Here is a 16,740-nt window from a genome sequence, read left to right as displayed (position 1 = left end):
CGGGCGCAGCCGCCGGGCGCTTATGACTTGTCAGGAATGAGGCGGCTCACCACATAGGACACGCTGCCGATGAGCACGGGCGCATGCACGGCCCAGAGCAGCAGAATAACGCCCGCAAGTTCGCGGTCGGTCAGGTAGGCTCCCTCGTCGGGGTCATGCCAGACCTGGACCAGTCCGAACAGCTCGATGATGAGAATGACGGAGGAGAAGAGCAGCACTTTTCCTGCCTGCTTCCACCAGACGCGGCCCTGAGGGCGTTTTCTGGCCATGAGCGCGCTGATGAAGTAGGGGAAGAAGTACAAGGTGAAGAGCTGGAGGGATGAGGCGAGCATGAGCGAGCTGACGGCTGCGCCGATAAGCAGCAGAATTTCCGTCAGCAGGAGCTGTTTGTCGGCTGTTTTCATGCCATCTGACCTCGTTGCCGGAGGCGGATAAAAGGAGAGGCGGGCGGACTTTTGCCGGGCATGGGGAAATTAATGCACAAAGGGGAGAAAGAACGGCGTGTTCTTTCTCCCCCTTTTCGTGCGCGGGTCATTCCAGAAGAAGGGTTTTCGATCCGGAATGCGCAGGGATTACTTTCCGGCCTTGGCCTTCATCACCATGTCCTTGTAGTCGGCGAAGAAGGTGCGGCTGTCGGTGGGACCGGCGGCGGCTTCGGGATGATGCTGCACGGTCATGATGGGCTTCGTGGGATGGCGGAAGCCTTCCAGCGTGCCGTCGTTGAGGTTCACGTACACCTTTTCCACGCCTTCGGGCGGAATCACGCAGAAACCGTGGTTCTGGGACGAGATTTCAATGCGTCCGGTGAGCAGGTTCTTGACCGGATGGTTCACGCCGTGATGGCCGAACTTCAGCTTGGTGGTGGTGCCGCCGAGGGCGTGGCCGAGAAGCTGATGGCCGAGGCAGATGGCGCCGATGGGGAAGATTTCCGCCATCTTGGCGATCTCGGCAATTTCCGGCTTGAGGGTGGCGGGGTCGCCGGGGCCGTTGGAGAGGAACACGCCGTCGGGGTTCACAGCCTTGACCTGTTCGCAGGTGAAGGACGGCGGAACCACGAGAAGTTCCATGTCCTGTTTGCTGAGCAGGCGCAGGATGTTCCACTTGATGCCGAAGTCATAGACCACGATGTGCAGCGCCTTGCCGGCGGGCCAGTCGTAGGAGCCGTCGGCGTTCAGGGCGACGGGCGCGGGGCGTCCGGCCGCCTCGTCCCAGCGGTAGGGCTTGTCGGGAGCCACGCGGGTGACGAGGTTCTGACCTTCCATGGAAGGCAGCTCCTGCGCCTTCTTCACGAGTTCTTCAGGGTCGAGAATGCTGGTGGAAATGCAGCCGCGCATGGCGCCGTTCTTGCGAAGGTGCAGGGTGAGGGCGCGGGTGTCGATGCCTTCAATGCCGGGCACGCCCTCGCGGATGAGAAAGTCGGGCAGACTTTCCGTGGCGCGCCAGTTGGAAGGTTCCTTGCAGCATTCCTTGACGATGAGCGCCGACATGTGAACCTTTTCGGATTCCATGTCGTCGGGATTGATGCCGTAGTTGCCGATGAGCGGATAGGTGAGGCACACCATCTGCCCCGCGTAGGAGGGGTCGGTGAGCAGTTCCTGATAGCCGGCCATGGCGGTATTGAAAATGACTTCGCCGCCGGTCAGTTCGATGGGACCGGTGAAGGATTCCCCTTCAAGGACGAAGCCGTCTTCGAGGGCGAGCAGAGCTTTCATGCGCGTTCTCCTTTGGGCGATCCGGCATAGTAGTCCTGGAGGCATTCCACGTGAAGGGCCTCGTTCTGCTGATGCTGGATGGCGCGGGCAATGGCGCGGGCGCCGGAAATCGTGGTGGTAAAGGGCACGCCGTAGTGCAGCGTGGTCTGCCGGATGGCGCGGGAATCGTGATTGGTGCGCTTGCCGGACGCCGTGTTGATGACCATGGCGACTTCGCCGTTTTTGATCATGTCCACGATGTTCGGACGGCCTTCATGCACCTTGAGCACGGGCTGCACCTTGAGACCGGCGTCGTTGAGAAGGGTGGCGGTGCCGCGGGTGGCGAGCAGTTCGAAGCCGAGGTCGGCGTAGGACTTCGCAATGGGCACCACGAATTCCTTGTCGCGGTCGTTCACGGAAATGAACACCTTGCCGGACGAGGGCAGGGTCTGACCTGCGCCGAGCTGGCTCTTGAGGAAGGCTTCGTCGAAGGTGCGGGCCACGCCCATGACTTCGCCGGTGGAACGCATTTCAGGTCCGAGCAGGATGTCCACGCCGGGGAAGCGCTTGAAGGGGAACACGGCTTCCTTCACGCAGACGTAGCCGGTCTTGCGCATGGACCAGAGATCGAGTTCCTTGAGCGTCTTGCCGAGCATGATCTGGGTGGCGAGGCGCGGCAGCGGCACGCCCGTGGCCTTGGACACAAAGGGCGCGGTGCGGGAGGCGCGGGGGTTCACTTCCAGAATGTAGATCTTGTTGTCCTTGATGGCGAACTGGATGTTCATGAGGCCGACCACGCGCAGTTCCTTGGCGAGGGCGATGGTCTGGCGGCTGATTTCCTCAACGATGCTGTCGGGCAGGGAGTAGGGCGGCAGGGAGCAGGCCGAGTCGCCGGAATGGATGCCCGCGGCTTCGATGTGTTCCATGATGCCCGCCACGTACACGTCCTTGCCGTCGGCGAGGGCGTCCACGTCCATTTCGATGGCGTTTTCAAGGAACTGGTCGATGAGGATGGGATGCTCGGGAGTATCCGTGCCCACCACGTTGCGGAAGTAGTCGTCGAGGTCGTCGGGGCCGTAGCAGACCATCATGGCGCGGCCGCCGAGCACGTAGCTCGGGCGCACGATGATGGGGTAGCCGATGCGGGCGGCCTCTTCCTTGGCCACGTCGAGGGAGATGCAGGTGCCGTTCTGAGGCTGGAGCAGATGCAGCTTCTGAATGAGGGCCTGGAAGCGTTCGCGGTCTTCGGCGCGGTCGATGGCGTCGGGGCTGGTGCCGAGAATGGGCACGCCCGCGCGCTGCAGCGGCACGGCGAGGTTCAGCGGGGTCTGACCGCCGAACTGCACGATGACGCCGTCGGGCTGCTCGGTCTTCACGATGTGCATCACGTCTTCAAAGGTGAGCGGCTCGAAGTACAGGCGGTCGGAAGTGTCGTAGTCGGTGGACACGGTTTCGGGGTTGGAGTTCACCATGATGGCTTCCACGCCCTCGTCGCGCAGGGCGAAGGACGCGTGGCAGCAGCAGTAGTCGAACTCGATGCCCTGACCGATGCGGTTGGGGCCGCCGCCGAGAATGATGACCTTCTTGCGATCGTGAACTTCCAGTTCGCGGCCGGTTTCGTAGGTGGAATAGAAATAGGGGGTGTAGGCCTCGAATTCCGCGGCGCAGGTGTCCACGAGGTAGTACACGGGTTCGGTGTTCGTGGCCTTGCGCAGGGCGGCCACGTCGCTTTCGGGGCGCTTCCACATTTCGGCGAGCTGCTTGTCGGAGAAGCCGAATTCCTTGGCGCGGCGCAGAAGGCGCACGAGCTCGGGATTGTCCGGCGTCATGGAGTTGCCGAGGGCGAAGTCGCGAAGCTCGCCTTCCATCTTCACGATGTCGCGTATCTGGCGCAGGAACCACAGGTCGATGGCGGTGACGGCGTGGATTTCCTCCACGCTCATGCCCGCGAGGATGGCGTGACGCAGGGCGAAGATGCGCTTGGAATTGGGCGTGCGCAGCTTGGCCATGATTTCGTCCATGGAGGGGAGCGGATCGCGGAAGTGGCTGCCGAGGCCGGGCGCGCCGACTTCCAGGGAGCGGAGACCCTTCTGCAGCGCTTCCTTGAAGGTGCGGCCGATGGCCATGGTTTCGCCCACGCTCTTCATGGAGGTGGTGAGTTCGTCCTTGGCGCCGGCGAATTTTTCAAAGGTGAAGCGGGGAATCTTGACCACGCAGTAGTCGATGGCGGGCTCGAAGCTGGCCATGGTCTCGCGGGTGATGTCGTTGGGAATTTCGTCGAGCGTGTAGCCGATGGCGAGCTTGGCGGCGATTTTGGCGATGGGGAAGCCCGTGGCCTTGGACGCCAGAGCGGAGGAGCGGGACACGCGGGGGTTCATTTCGATGACCACGAGCTCGCCGTTTTCGGGATTCAGACCGAACTGCACGTTGGAACCGCCGGTTTCCACGCCGATTTCGCGCATGATGGCGATGGAGGCGTCGCGGATCTTCTGGTATTCCACGTCGGTGAGGGTCTGCACCGGAGCCACGGTGATGGAGTCGCCGGTGTGAACGCCCATGGGATCGAGGTTTTCGATGGAGCACACGATCACGCAGTTGTCCTTGCGGTCGCGCATGACTTCCATTTCGATTTCCTTCCAGCCGAGCACGGACTGCTCGATGAGCACTTCGCTGGTGAGGGAGGCGTCGAGGCCGCCGGCGGCGATTTCTTCCAGATCTTCCTGGTTGTAGGCCACGCCGCCGCCGGAGCCGCCCAGCGTGAAGGCGGGGCGGATGATGAGCGGGAAGGGCATTTCCGCGGCGATGCGGCGCACGTCTTCCATGTTGCGGGCGATTTCGCTGCGGGGCACCTTGATGCCGATGTTTTCCATGGCGGCGCGGAACAGCTCGCGGCTTTCAGCCTTTTCGATGACCTTGGCGTTGGCACCGATGAGTTCGACGCCGCATTCCTTGAGCACGCCCATCTTTTCAAGAGCGAGGGCGGTGTTCAGGCCGGTCTGACCGCCGAGGGTGGGCAGAATGGCGTCGGGCCTTTCCTTGCGGACGATGGCGGCCACGGTTTCGGGTTCGATGGGTTCAATATAGGTCCGGTCGGCAAGACCGGGATCGGTCATGATGGTAGCCGGGTTGGAATTGACAAGGATGACTTCGTACCCTTCTTCCTTGAGGGCCTTTACGGCCTGGGTACCGGAATAGTCGAATTCACAGGCCTGGCCGATGACAATGGGGCCCGAACCTATGACCATAATGCGCTTAAGGTCTGTACGCTTAGGCATATTCCGCTCCTAAAGTAGGTTTAAACTTGCGTATGATTACACGTTGCCCCGAGATAATCAAGCGTTGCGCCGGGCCTTCGGGCGGAAAGAGAACGTTGCTTTGGCGCGGCGGCTCTGCAGAACGCCGCGGAAACGGCGCGCAGGATGCGTTGAACGGTGCGGAAAACGGAAGGATTCCATGCGCGTTCTTTTTCTGCGCTGCGGAAAGAAAACGCAGCGCCGGTCGCCCGGCGTTTTTCGTCCGTTTCGCATGCACGGCGAAAGAGCGCGCAGCACAGGCGCGGCCTTTTGCAAAGAAGCATGGGGCAAAGCGCGGCGCGGGGCACACAACAAGGGCCATGAGCGTGTGCCCATGGCCCTGAAAAGGCGTTATTCCTCGCGCGTCGCTATGACGGTGTGAATCTGCTTTGCGTCCGCGTCGGCAATGGTGAACAGCCACCCGCCTATGCGGAATTCCTCGTCCTTCTGGGGCACGTGTCCCGCGTCGAGGCTGAGGTAGCCGCCGATGGTGTCCACTTCGTCGGATTCCAGATGGATGCCGAGCTCTTCGAGTTCCTCCAGGTAGGCGCGTCCGGAAAGTTCGTATTTTCCTTCGCCGATGGGCCGGATGTCCTCTTCCTTGGGCGCGTCATGCTCGTCCTCGATGTCGCCCACGATCACTTCCAGCAGATCCTCGATGGTGGCCAGTCCCGACGTGCCGCCGTACTCGTCCACCACGATGGCGAGATGATTCTTGCGGCTGCGGAATTCCTGAAGAAGCTCGCTGGCGATCTTGGTCTCGGGCACGAAAAAGGGCTGACTCATGATGCTGTCCACGGGCGAGGTCTGAAGATCGGCCTGCATGAGGGAGCTCAACATGTCCTTGGCGTGAACGATGCCGATGATGTTGTCGCGGGTTTCCTTATAGATGGGCAGGCGGGAGTGACCGGTTTCCACGATGGCGCCTGCCGCGTCGCGAATGGTGGTTCCGGAGGGCAGACAGTCGATGTCGGTGCGGGGAGTCATGATATCCTGCACCTGCAGCTCGTCCAGAGAAAGGATGGAAAGCAGCATGGAACCTTCTTCCGCCTTGAGCTCGCCGTCTTCGCGCGCTTCGCGGATAGCCTGTTCCAGATGATCTTCCGAAGACTTGCCGGAAAAGAAAGCACCAAGTTTCGACCACACGGTACTGTGGGATTCGCCGTCCAAGACGATACTCCTTCCAAAAGGGTTCAGGCCGGAAAATTGACCATGCCGCAGCGGCAGGCGCCGACAATCATCGGCTCCGGCTCAACAAGGGCCCCCACACGGGGCGGATTGACGGAAAAATGGAGAGAGCCGCCGCAAAAGGCGTGCGGCCGGAACGACATGACGCTTCCTGCCTCTGCGTTCCCCGCAAGAGGAACGTCGGCAGACTGGCAGCCGGAATCCTCCATGTCGGAGAACAGGCTGTCGCCGCTGTGCGTTGTGGTTTGGCAGGTGTCGTTCATGTGAGATCCGTATTTTGCATGGAGCGTAGCTTGTTCGGGGTAAAAAGGCAAGCGCGGAGGGGCGCGGCGCGGCGGGTTCGGCGCTTGAAAAGGGGCTCGTTTGCGGAAAGGTTGACCTCACGCCCTGAAATCTATATAGAAGCAGCTGGGCCGGAATGGTGGAATTGGTAAACGCAGCGGACTCAAAATCCGCCGGCAGCAATGCCTTGTGGGTTCAAGTCCCACTTCCGGTACCAGGTATTTCAAGCACTTGCAAAACGCAGGTGCTTTTTTTTGTTTGGGGCGGGTGAAAGAGAAAACGTCTGGCCTGCGCTGCGGCGCGTTGCGCGCGGCTCGATCACGCTCTTTTCTCGCCGGGAAAATTTCTGTAGAACGCGTTTAAGGGCAAAAACCGAAAACATGGAATTCAGGGAGCGGATATGGCGTTCAACGGATGGGAAAACGTAAAGGAAGGCGAAGAATTCTCCGTGCAGGAGATTACCGCATATTATGGATCGGTGGGGCCGTACTCCCTGCTCGGGCCTTTGCAGCGCAGTCTGTGGGGCCGGTATCCGCTCATGGCGCAGGCCGTGGCTCTGGACGGCGTGGAAGACGCGTTCAAGCCGGGGCAGCGGGTGCGGCTTTTTCTGCGTGAGGAAGGGGACGGCTATGAGATAAAGGCCTTTCCCGAGCGTCTTTTTGACAAGGAGGACAGTTATCGGCCCTTCATCGGCATGGCGGAAGAGAAGTTCGTGCAGAATTCTTCCCCCACGGGAAACGAGCCGTGGACGGACATGTTCTGCGCGCGGGACTACTGCCAGCCGTACTGCGATTCGCTCATGGAGCTGAAGCCGCCGTACACGGACGAGCAGATGGAAGAGCTGTACCGCTCCTTTGCGGACAAATATGCGGAATACGACGGCCGCTGCGCCATGATTTCGGGCCTGTACCGCACGGGCGCGGAAAAGTTTTCGGCGTTCTGCTTTGCACTGGCGCGCGAAGGGCTGAACATGCCCGACGGTTCGCGCTTTTTTGCGCCGTGGGACGTGGTGCTGCTTTTTCTGGAAATAAAGGATGAGGGGGAAATCGGAGAAGTGGCCACCGTGCCGCTGCGCATGGTCAACTTCTACGACGGCGAAAAGCTCAAGGCTTTTGCCGAAAAGCTGGCCGACCAGGCCTAGACGCGAGAAAAAGCGCGTCCGGCGCGGAGAAGAGCGCGGAGTGCTTGCTCTTCCTGCACGGGAGTGCATTTTCCGGTATGAGGCGCGTGTTTCGCATGCGCCGGGCCTCACGCCGAGAGAGAAGGGCGGGCGTCGCACCCGCAGCCATTGAATTTAACAGCAGCAACCCCGGAGAAACGATGGTTCTCCGGGGTTGTCGTTTATGAGGCGCACGTTTTTCAGGGAAAGCGCGTGCTGATGATGCAGCGGCGAATTAGAACTTGTAGCCTATGCCGATGCCGAAGTTGTGCGCATGGGGATGGGTGGTGCGACCGGCCACGACGCCGCTGAGAGGATGGAGTCTCGCGGAATCCGAGTAGTCGAGCACGTGGTTGTGGATGTACATGTACGCGAGGTCGAGGGTCCAGTTCTTGTAGAAGAAGCCCACGCCGGCGGTGTAGTAGTTGCGGCCGTTGGAGGGCACCATGTAGTCGGCGTTGCCGAGGTTCATGGGCGAGGTTTCATACATGAAGCCGAGGCGCAGGGCCATCCAGTCCACGGGCTTGTATTCGCCGGAAATGCCGAGGGTCCAGCTGTTTCTCCAGTGTCTGTCGGAGTTCTGGTCGTAGTTGACCGGGTCCTTCATATGGATGTTGAAGTCGCGGAAGCGGCTCCAGAGCGTATAGACGGCGTCGGCTTCAAAGCTCAGATTTTCCGTGGGCTTGTAGGCCACGCCGAAGCCGATGGAATCGGGCAGATGCAGGGTTCCGCGCAGACGGGAGTTCTGGATCCTGAGAATGTCGGAAGAGAGTGCGCCGAGAGGCGTTTTGCCGAGCTGATTGTCGTAGCGTGTCTTGCCGCTGACCTTGAGGCTCATGGGCGCGCGATAGGTGAGGCCCATGGACCACTGATCGTTGAGTCTCAGATGCAGGGCCACGTTGCCGCCGAAGGAAACGCCGTGACCGTTCAGGTTGAGGTCGCCGGGCTCGCCGAACATTGGCGGAACCTGCTGGAGCAGCTGGTTCTGATTGAGATTTTTGCGCATCTGCATGGAAGCGGTCATCATTTCCACGCCCACGGCGAGGGAGAGATGATCGTTGAACTTGTAGGCGATGCTGGGATTGAGCGAATTGGTGATGAGCTGCACACTCTGGAGGTTGGCGCCGCCGGGCCATTCGTTGGGATACTTTACGCCGAGGCCGAAGCGGGTGTAGGAAGCCAGACCGAACCAGACATTGTCGTTGATCTGGTGAGTGATGTAGAAGGAGGGAATGGGCCAGGTCTGATGGGCGCTGTGGTAGTTTCCGGTATCCTGCCCCGAGGGGGTTCTGGTGTCCACGCCCCAGTAGAACTGGGAAACGGCGAGGTTGGCCTGCATCTGCGTGCCGTCGAGGAGCGTCATGGCCGCAGGGTTGTAGGCGAGCGTGGAAGGATCGCCGCCGCGGGCGATAAGGCCGCCGGCGAGCGCCATGCCGCGGGCGCTGTTTTCCATGATGGCGAACCCTTCCGCCTGCGCATGAGATGCGGGGAAGAGAAGGGTGAGAGAAACAAGGAGCGCTCCGCAAAGACGAGCGCCGGGGAAGAAACGGTTCATCGCATAACTCCTGCTGCCGCTGAGAAAAAAGACAGGCTGACCTGAGCCATGCGGTAAACGATAGGACGTGTTGATAGTTTAAATCAAGATTTGAATGTATCCGTAAATAATGCGGTGGCCTTGTCGCAGAGAGCCTTGGCGCGTTCCCTGCTTCTGCGGCTGATGACCGGTCTCCAGATGCGGCATTCTTCGGGGGCGTCGGAGCCGTCTTCGAGCTTGGCGGAGCCTCCGGCGGCGGCTTTGGCGCTGCGGGTGGTGTCGAGGGTCCATTCCCAGGCAATGCCCTTCATTTCTTCAAATTCTGCAAGGCCTTTCTTCCAGAGTTCGCTGAACAGTCCCTGCGCTTCCCACTTTTTAAAGTAGGCGTGAATGGAGCTGGGGCTGCCGTAGAACTCCTTGGGAAGGGACTTCCACTGGGTGCCGGTTTTCAGCACATAGACGATGGCCGAAAAGACTTTGCGATAGTCGAGCGGCTTGCGTCCGCCGCCGGCGATGCGCTGATAAACCTTTTCCGGATCACGGACGGTTTCCGGAATGAGCGGTTTGACAACTTCCCAGAAGGAATCGGATATTTCCCAGAATTTCATAGCGTTAGCCTGTAATATGGATGAGATGGTGAAAAGTTTAGCATAAAAGAAGCCGGAAGTCAGCCATTGCTTATTTACGGATAAAAATAATTAAAAAAATTTTAAAATTCTCGAAAAAAAACTGTTGACAGCCTGCGGGCTCCGGTCTATATATAGCGAACACGACGCGGGGTGGAGCAGCTTGGTAGCTCGTCGGGCTCATAACCCGAAGGTCATTGGTTCAAATCCTTTCCCCGCAACCAGAGAATACAACCCCTTACGGTGCATGCCGTAAGGGGTTTTTCGTTTAAGTTTTTCTTCTTTTCCTGTTCTCCTGTCCGGCAACGGTTGAGGCCGTGCGGCTGTCGTTTTATGGTGGTCCGGGGCGTTCGGGCGACGCTTGTCTTTGCTGCGGCCGGGCGACACCAAAGGGAACAGGAGGATCCATTCATGCAGAACAGAAAAGCTCTGCTCGCGCTGGGGCTTGCCGTACTTCTGGCGGCGCTGCTTGCGCTGCCCGTACACATGGGCAACGGCGTCAATGCCCGGCTGCCGATCATCGGCACCGCGGAAAAAATTTCGGAAGAGTACTGCGAAGAAACGCTGAGCAAGGCCGCCAAGGCCTATGTGCTGACCAAGGTCATCGACAAGACGGTTTCCACGTTACAGCGTATTGAGGTGTCCATAACGCCGTTTGGCCTGGGCATGAGCGTGGCCCCCGGCGAAATGCTGGCCGCCGTGAACGACGCCATCGAACGTGTCAGCACGGCGCTTTTTTCCGTCATGGGCCTGATGCTGGTGGAAAAATTGCTGGTAGGCATGATTTCCTGGGTCAGCTTCAAACTCATGCTTCCCCTTGCCGTGGGGCTTGCGCTGCTCTACTGCCTTTCGGGAAGGCGTTTCGCGTGGAGTCTTTCGGCGGCCGTGTTCCTTGCCAATACGGCGCTGATCTGCTGGCTGTTTTTCCCCGTCACCGCGCTGGTCGGCAGCTATGTGGAACAGGCGTATCTGGGGGAGATTTACGCGGAACAGATGCACGAGGTGGATTCTTCCGCCGGAGCCATCAACGGCATGGACGAGGTGGAGACCGACATGCCCGGCGTGGTTGACGAGGATGCCGACAGCGGATGGTTCTCCGGTACGATGGAAAAGCTTGAATCCATCTTAAATACGGTGAAGAACGCGCTGCACAGCATCAACATTGAAAGTCTTCAGGCCAAGGCCGGCGAAATTCTGAACTACGCCGACAACGCCACGGACAGACTTTTTCATGTGTTCTGTATTTTTGTGCTGACGACTATCGTCATTCCTCTTTTTATGTTTTTCCTGCTTTATAAGATGCTTTATCTGCTGACAAAGAATTTCATGGAATCCTCGCCGGAGGCGAAGCGGCTTGTGTATTCCGCCGCGGCTGACGTGAAGCGCATCGGCGAAGGCAAAAAGGAGGAGGCCGCGTCGAAGGAATGACGGCGCTCTGCCCGGCAGGGCGCAGCGTTGCGTCGGCGCGGAAGAAGCGGCGCGTTTGCGGCAAAGGCGGACGCGCAGCGCGGAAACGCCGACAGCTGAACGAGCGCCGGGCGCGGAACGAAAAACGGCGATGGGCCGGAGACTGTTGTTTGAAATTCCGCAGAGCGCGGAACGGAGCGCCGGCAGGGCGCTGAAAAAACGGAAGCCGCCGGATGCGGCAGCGATTAAACGCAAAAGGCCCCGACAGAATTTCTTCTGTCGGGGCCTTGCGCATATCTGACGGAGGAAGCCGTTTTCAGAGGAGGAAAACGGGCGTCAGGGTATCAGTCAGAGTGTCAGGCAATGGCGATGGTCTTCTTTTCGGGTTCCTTCTTTTCCGGAGCCTTCGGGAAGGAGAGCTTCAGAATGCCGTCTTCAAAGGTAGCGGAAACGTCCTTGGGCTCAAGGGCTTCGCCGACGTAGAAGCTGCGGCTGCATTCGCCGGTGTAGCGTTCGCGGCGCAGATACTGTCCCTTCTTGTTTTCCTCATCCTTGTCCAGCCCCTTGGCCGCACTGATGGTGAGGTAACCGCCGTCCAGTTCAATTTTCACTTCGTCCTTCTTGAAGCCGGGCAGATCAATATCGAGCTCGTAGGCGTTTTCCGTTTCCCGCACATCGGTCTTCATGAGGTTTCTCGCGTTCTTGCCGAACACAGGATCATGACGATTAAAGGCAGGCATAAAAGGATCGCCGAAAAATTCATCAAAAAGTCTTTCACCAAAAATACTAGGCAGCATAATAAAAAACCTCCAGCCATAAATAGAATCAATGCATCAACGGCGGAAAAGCGTTCCGCGTTCTTTTATTCCCGGATGGAGATACATTCTTCATCTTGCGGGAAGATGATTGATTCTGTTTCTCATGAACGCCTTCCTTGGGAATGCGTCCCTGAAAAACATACCCTTACAATAGGAACGATTTTCCAGGTGTCAACGCCGAAGAGAAAATTTTTTTTGCTCTGCTGATGGAATTTTGCTATGAACGGTTCATGATTCGCCTGAAAAGCGAGAGATGGCGCGGATGTCAGGGCATGCCCCTGCTTGCTGCGCTGAGAAAATTTTTTTGTGGGGCTCCCCGGCGCTCTGAAAATGTGCGCAGAATCGGAGGAATGGAGAGCGGCAGAGGTTCGGCAGACGCCTTTGGCGTAAGAAATGCCGCGGCCCGGCAGAGCCCGTCTGGAAGAGTTCATGCGTTCGCTGAAGTGGTTCGGCATGTTGCATGAAACATGCGCGGGAAAGCGCATGAACGGAACGTGCATAAATCATGGCAGCGGTTTCAGTTTTTTCTCATAGTCGTGGGCAGACGGCAATGTCCGGCACTGTTTGTTAGACATAAGGGGGAGATCATGACATCGCACGGACGGGGAATTTTTGCAGAGTTCATCAGAAAATCGTGTACGGCGTCCCGACTGGCATCCGCAGTTCTTTTCCTGCTTGTGCTGCTTGCGGGCACGTCGGCCCGGGCGGCGGATCTGACGGGCAGCGGCAGCGCTTCCGTCGCTTCCGGCGACTCCTACGCCTCCGTGTACGGCACTCGTTCCCAAGGCGGCGACGCCGTGGCGAACGGCGGTCTGGTAACCGTTTCCGGCGGAGCGGTGTCCATGGATCTGTACGGAGGTTCGGCCCTGAGCCGTAACGGCTCGGCCGAGGCCATGAACAACCGCGTGACGGTCAGCGGCGGCCTGTCCGGCTTCAACGACAACATTTACGGCGGCTATGCCCGAAGCTACACCAGCGACGTGATGGCGGACGGCAACAGCGTGACGCTGGAAGGCTCGCTTCGGTTCGGGCCGTGGGTGCAGGTGTTCGGCGGTTATGCGAGAATGTCCGGCGGCAGCGGCTTCGTGGAGGCGCTGGACAATCACGTGAACGTCGGGGGCAGCGCTGCGCTTGATTGGGTTGTGGGCGGCTATGCTTACGCGGAAAGTTCCGCTCGAGGCGCATCGCTGGCCGAGGGCAATACGCTGAGTCTCAACGGCGGGGCCGCCTCTCTGATGTACGGCGGCTACGCCGTGGCGCAGGGCGACGCAACGGCGAGAAACAACGTCGTTTCCATAAATGGGGGACTGTTCGGCAACGTCGTGGGCGGTGAAGTCCACAGCTACAAGGGAAAGGCTTTGGCCGAAGGCAATACCGTCACGATTACCGGGGGCGAGGGCTCGTCCACGGTGGTGGGCGCGTCGGTGCAGAGCGATTCCGGCTCGGCCGAGGCTTCGGGCAACACGGTGAGCGTGTTCAACGCTTCCGTGGCGGGCAACGTGAGCGGCGCGTTTGCGCCGGAAAGCAGTGTTCCGACCTCGCTTGTCGGCAACCGCGTGGTCATAGGCTCGGGCGCGACGGTGGCGGGCGACGCGGTCGGCGGCGCGGTGACGGGTTCCACGCCGGGCAGCCGCGCGGATTCCAACATCGTGGCCGTGGCAGACGGCGGACGGGTGGACGGCGACGTGATCGGCGGTCTGGCGGAGGCGGAAGATTCTTCGGCGAGCTACAACACGGTGCTGGTGCGCAACGCTTCGGTGGGCGGCAGCATTTACGGCGGCGAAGCGGGTGCGGGAAGCACGGCGACGCACAATTCCATTATTATAGGAACGGGCGCGACACTTGCCGCGGATACTTCGCTCTACGGCGGCTGGATTGGCGGCGCTCCCGTGGCCTCGGCCGGAAGCGGCAACACGCTTTTTGTGGACAGCTGGCAGGGCCGTGCGGCACGGGTGACAGGCTTTGAAAATCTGCATTTTGTGCTTCCGACTCCGGGAGCGCCCGTGGATGTGCCCATGCTTACCGTCACCGGTGCGCAGGAAGGCGATTTTGTTGGCTCCACGGTGACGGCGCAGCTGCCCGACATCATTACCGGCGGGCGTGCCTATCTGGGCAACACGTTCATGCTTATCAGCGATGCCAGCGGAGCCGTGGGGCAGGCGTCTGCCGGGAGACTGGTGAGTCTTCTGCAGGGCTATGCCACCTATTTTGACGGCGTGCTTGAGAACACGGGGACGGCGGTGCAGCTTCGTCTGGAGGAAATGCGCATGAATCCCCGCATTGCGGCGCTTACGGAAGCCCGGGCCGCCACGGCAGGACTGCTCAATCAGGGCGGCGATCTTGCGGCGGACACGGGCATGCGTCATGCCCGCGAGGCGGCGGACAGTGAAGAAGATGAAGAGTGGCATCCTTTTGCCGCCGTGCACGGCGGCACGGCGCGGCATCACACGGGTTCCCGGGCGGATACGGAAGGCTTTTCCGGAATGACCGGTCTGACGGGAAGCTTCCGGTCTGGAAGCGGTCGCGCGCTGCTGGGGGGATTTTTTGAATTCGGCAGGGCGCATCTGGACACGTTCAACGGTTTTGTTTCAGGAGACGTCAACGGTCAGGGCGACAGTCGCTACACGGGTGTGGGCCTGCTGGCCCGCTACGACCTGACGTCCGGACCGCTGGCCGGTCTGTATGCGGAAGGTGCGGCTCGTTTCGGCAACGTGGAGACGGACTGGCACAGCGGAGATCTCCGGGACAACATGGATCGCCCGGCAGAATACGAGCTTTCCATGCCGTATTATGGTGCTCATGTGGGCGTGGGGCATGTGCTGTCACTGGCCGACGTCGTGAAGGTGGACACCTACGGAAAGTTCTTCTGGACGCATCAGGGCAGCGATCGTGCGGACATGAACGGGGAAATCGTGAATTTTGACGACGTGGATTCCCGGCGTCTGCGCCTTGGCGTGCGCCTCGATCTGACGGCGTTTGAGAACATGACTCCCTATGTCGGCGCGGCCTGGGAGCATGAATACAGCGGCACGGCCCGCGCCGTGGCCCGGGATTTTTCCATTCCCGACGCTTCGCTTGAGGGCGACAGCGGCGTGTTTGAACTGGGGCTCGCGGTGGAACCGTCGTCCCGGCCTCTGACGCTGGATCTTGCGCTTGTGGGAAGCACGGGCGAGCGGGAGAGCCTGGGCGGGCACCTGAGCGTGCTCTACCGCTTCTGAGCGGAGAAATGGCTGTCGGCCGGAGCGGTATTTTCCGCTCCGGCGCGACGAAGAACGCCCTGCGGAGAAAATTTTTTGAAAAAGGCGTGAGAAAAGACTTTACAAAGCTGCGGCTCTTGGGTACAAGTCTTTTGCTGTTTGCGGGGAACGACCGAAAGAACAAAATTCTTCTTGCCAAGAAGAATGTTTCGAGATAAGTTCCCATACCTGCTGCTGGCGTAGCTCAACTGGCAGAGCAGCTGATTTGTAATCAGCAGGTTGCGGGTTCGATTCCCATCGCCAGCTCCATATTTTGGAGTGACGAAAGAGGATGAACTCCATATTTCCCGAATCATCCGATTCGGGTGGCCGGTGAAGGTCACGCTCCTTCTTCCGGTTGCGGCAAGAACGCGAAAGCGTTTTTGTATAGCGTGGTGGGGTTCCCGAGCGGCCAAAGGGAACAGACTGTAAATCTGTCGTCGTAAGACTTCGGTGGTTCGAATCCACCCCCCACCACCAGCTTTACGCTGGTATAGCTGTAGGAGGCAGTGCGCGCTGTCAGGGGACTACGGCACATAGGCGGGAATAGCTCAACGGCTAGAGCATCAGCCTTCCAAGCTGAGGGTTGCGAGTTCGAATCTCGTTTCCCGCTCCACCTGCCACTTTGTTTCTTGTTGCTCCCCCTTTTTCTCTGGCGCGTCATGAGTCCGTGTTTTAGGGCTGCTCTCTGATTTTAAGAGGGCAGGACGGCGTCCGCTGCTCAAACAGGGCACCACAACTGCAAGTAACCATTTAGGGAGACCATCATGGGCAAGGAAAAATTTGATCGCTCTAAGCCGCATGTCAACATTGGCACCATCGGTCACATCGACCATGGCAAGACCACTCTGACTGCCGCCATCACCAAGATCGCCGGCCTCAAGGGCCAGGGCAAGTTCATCGCTTACGATGACATCGACAAGGCCCCCGAAGAAAAGGAACGCGGCATCACCATTTCTACCGCTCACGTTGAGTACGAGACCGACAAGCGTCACTACGCTCACGTTGACTGCCCCGGCCACGCCGACTACATCAAGAACATGATCACCGGTGCCGCTCAGATGGACGGTGCCATCATCGTGGTCGCCGCTACCGACGGTCCCATGCCCCAGACCCGTGAGCACATTCTGCTCGCCCGTCAGGTCGGCGTGCCCTACATCATCGTGTTCATGAACAAGTGCGACCAGGTCGACGATCCCGAACTGCTGGACCTCGTCGAAATGGAAATGCGCGAACTTCTGAGCGCCAACGGCTTCCCGGGCGACGACGTGCCGGTTATCCGCGGTTCCGCTCTGAACGCTCTGAACTGCGACGACTGGCAGGCTCCTGACGCCAAGTGCATCCTCGATCTGCTCGACGCTTGCGACACCTACATTCCCGATCCCGTTCGCGAAACCGATAAGCCCTTCCTTATGCCTATCGAAGACGTGTTCTCCATCTCCGGCCGTGGCACCGTGGTGACCGGTCGTGATGGAGAACACGTCTTCGATAGGCATAAGGAAGGGC

11 protein-coding genes and 5 tRNA genes are annotated in these 16,740 nt (G+C 59.6%); 9 read left to right on the top strand and 7 right to left on the bottom strand.

Annotation, left to right across the window (positions count from 1 at the left end):
* Positions 1 to 20 precede the first annotated feature (20 nt).
* The 4 genes from ACZM96_RS06045 to ACZM96_RS06030 form a co-directional block, all read right to left on the bottom strand.
* Complete coding sequence (locus ACZM96_RS06045; RefSeq protein WP_489487927.1) at positions 21 to 404, bottom strand: hypothetical protein; 384 nt, start codon at positions 402 to 404, stop codon at positions 21 to 23.
* Positions 405 to 572: 168 nt separating this feature from the next.
* Positions 573 to 1,712: a glutamine-hydrolyzing carbamoyl-phosphate synthase small subunit gene (carA, locus tag ACZM96_RS06040; RefSeq protein WP_489487926.1), complete on the bottom strand. Its 1,140-nt coding sequence runs from the start codon at positions 1,710 to 1,712 to the stop codon at positions 573 to 575.
* A complete protein-coding gene (carB, locus tag ACZM96_RS06035) occupies positions 1,709 to 4,966 on the bottom strand; it encodes a carbamoyl-phosphate synthase large subunit (RefSeq protein WP_489487925.1) in 3,258 nt (1,085 codons plus the stop codon). The genes carA and carB overlap by 4 nt, the downstream gene beginning before the upstream one ends.
* 369 nt (positions 4,967 to 5,335) lie before the next feature.
* Positions 5,336 to 6,154 (bottom strand): hemolysin family protein, encoded by an 819-nt coding sequence (locus ACZM96_RS06030; RefSeq protein ID WP_489487924.1) that lies wholly within the window; start codon positions 6,152 to 6,154, stop codon positions 5,336 to 5,338.
* Between the two features lie 430 nt (positions 6,155 to 6,584).
* On the opposite strand from ACZM96_RS06030, the gene ACZM96_RS06025 reads away from it, so the two are divergent.
* Positions 6,585 to 6,671, top strand: a tRNA-Leu gene (locus ACZM96_RS06025).
* 183 nt (positions 6,672 to 6,854) lie between these two features.
* On the top strand, positions 6,855 to 7,595 hold the full coding sequence (locus ACZM96_RS06020; RefSeq protein WP_489487923.1) for a hypothetical protein: 741 nt from the start codon (positions 6,855 to 6,857) through the stop codon (positions 7,593 to 7,595).
* A 253-nt stretch (positions 7,596 to 7,848) separates the two neighbouring features.
* On the opposite strand, the gene ACZM96_RS06015 is transcribed toward ACZM96_RS06020, so the two are convergent.
* Complete coding sequence (locus ACZM96_RS06015; RefSeq protein WP_489487922.1) at positions 7,849 to 9,168, bottom strand: OmpP1/FadL family transporter; 1,320 nt, start codon at positions 9,166 to 9,168, stop codon at positions 7,849 to 7,851.
* An 83-nt stretch (positions 9,169 to 9,251) separates the two neighbouring features.
* A complete protein-coding gene (locus tag ACZM96_RS06010; protein ID WP_489487921.1) occupies positions 9,252 to 9,755 on the bottom strand; it encodes a transposase in 504 nt (167 codons plus the stop codon).
* A 165-nt stretch (positions 9,756 to 9,920) separates the two neighbouring features.
* On the opposite strand from ACZM96_RS06010, the gene ACZM96_RS06005 reads away from it, so the two are divergent.
* Positions 9,921 to 9,997, top strand: a tRNA-Met gene (locus ACZM96_RS06005).
* Positions 9,998 to 10,184: 187 nt separating this feature from the next.
* Positions 10,185 to 11,201, top strand: coding sequence for a hypothetical protein (locus tag ACZM96_RS06000; protein WP_489487920.1), 1,017 nt, complete (start codon positions 10,185 to 10,187; stop codon positions 11,199 to 11,201).
* Between the two features lie 335 nt (positions 11,202 to 11,536).
* Here the strand turns inward: ACZM96_RS06000 and ACZM96_RS05995 are convergent, their stop codons facing one another.
* Entirely contained in the window at positions 11,537 to 11,920 is a 384-nt protein-coding gene (locus ACZM96_RS05995) for an Hsp20/alpha crystallin family protein (RefSeq protein WP_489487919.1), read from the bottom strand.
* 665 nt (positions 11,921 to 12,585) lie between these two features.
* Here ACZM96_RS05995 and ACZM96_RS05990 point away from each other — a divergent pair.
* The 5 genes from ACZM96_RS05990 to ACZM96_RS05970 all read left to right on the top strand — a co-directional run.
* Positions 12,586 to 15,216: an autotransporter outer membrane beta-barrel domain-containing protein gene (locus tag ACZM96_RS05990; protein WP_489487918.1), complete on the top strand. Its 2,631-nt coding sequence runs from the start codon at positions 12,586 to 12,588 to the stop codon at positions 15,214 to 15,216.
* Positions 15,217 to 15,428: 212 nt separating this feature from the next.
* Positions 15,429 to 15,504: transfer RNA gene (locus ACZM96_RS05985), tRNA-Thr, on the top strand.
* Positions 15,505 to 15,628: 124 nt separating this feature from the next.
* Positions 15,629 to 15,714 (top strand) — tRNA-Tyr (locus ACZM96_RS05980).
* 60 nt (positions 15,715 to 15,774) lie between these two features.
* Positions 15,775 to 15,850, top strand: a tRNA-Gly gene (locus tag ACZM96_RS05975).
* A gap of 151 nt (positions 15,851 to 16,001) precedes the next feature.
* A partial coding sequence (locus ACZM96_RS05970; protein WP_489487917.1) for a GTP-binding protein occupies positions 16,002 to 16,740 on the top strand: 739 nt, incomplete at its 3' end.

This window comes from Mailhella sp., assembly GCF_057866825.1.
Note: the sequence above shows the minus strand (reverse complement) of the source record. Positions and strands in the feature narration are given on the sequence as shown.

Excerpts from the sequence above, each read along its gene's own strand:
- ACZM96_RS06045 (WP_489487927.1), bottom strand. The coding sequence starts at position 404 with ATGAAAACAGCCGACAAACAGCTCCTGCTGACGGAAATTCTGCTGCTT.
- carA (WP_489487926.1), bottom strand. The coding sequence starts at position 1,712 with ATGAAAGCTCTGCTCGCCCTCGAAGACGGCTTCGTCCTTGAAGGGGAA.
- carB (WP_489487925.1), bottom strand. The coding sequence starts at position 4,966 with ATGCCTAAGCGTACAGACCTTAAGCGCATTATGGTCATAGGTTCGGGC.
- ACZM96_RS06020 (WP_489487923.1), top strand. The coding sequence starts at position 6,855 with ATGGCGTTCAACGGATGGGAAAACGTAAAGGAAGGCGAAGAATTCTCC.
- ACZM96_RS06015 (WP_489487922.1), bottom strand. The coding sequence starts at position 9,168 with ATGAACCGTTTCTTCCCCGGCGCTCGTCTTTGCGGAGCGCTCCTTGTT.
- ACZM96_RS06010 (WP_489487921.1), bottom strand. The coding sequence starts at position 9,755 with ATGAAATTCTGGGAAATATCCGATTCCTTCTGGGAAGTTGTCAAACCG.
- ACZM96_RS06000 (WP_489487920.1), top strand. The coding sequence starts at position 10,185 with ATGCAGAACAGAAAAGCTCTGCTCGCGCTGGGGCTTGCCGTACTTCTG.
- ACZM96_RS05995 (WP_489487919.1), bottom strand. The coding sequence starts at position 11,920 with ATGCCTGCCTTTAATCGTCATGATCCTGTGTTCGGCAAGAACGCGAGA.
- ACZM96_RS05990 (WP_489487918.1), top strand. The coding sequence starts at position 12,586 with ATGACATCGCACGGACGGGGAATTTTTGCAGAGTTCATCAGAAAATCG.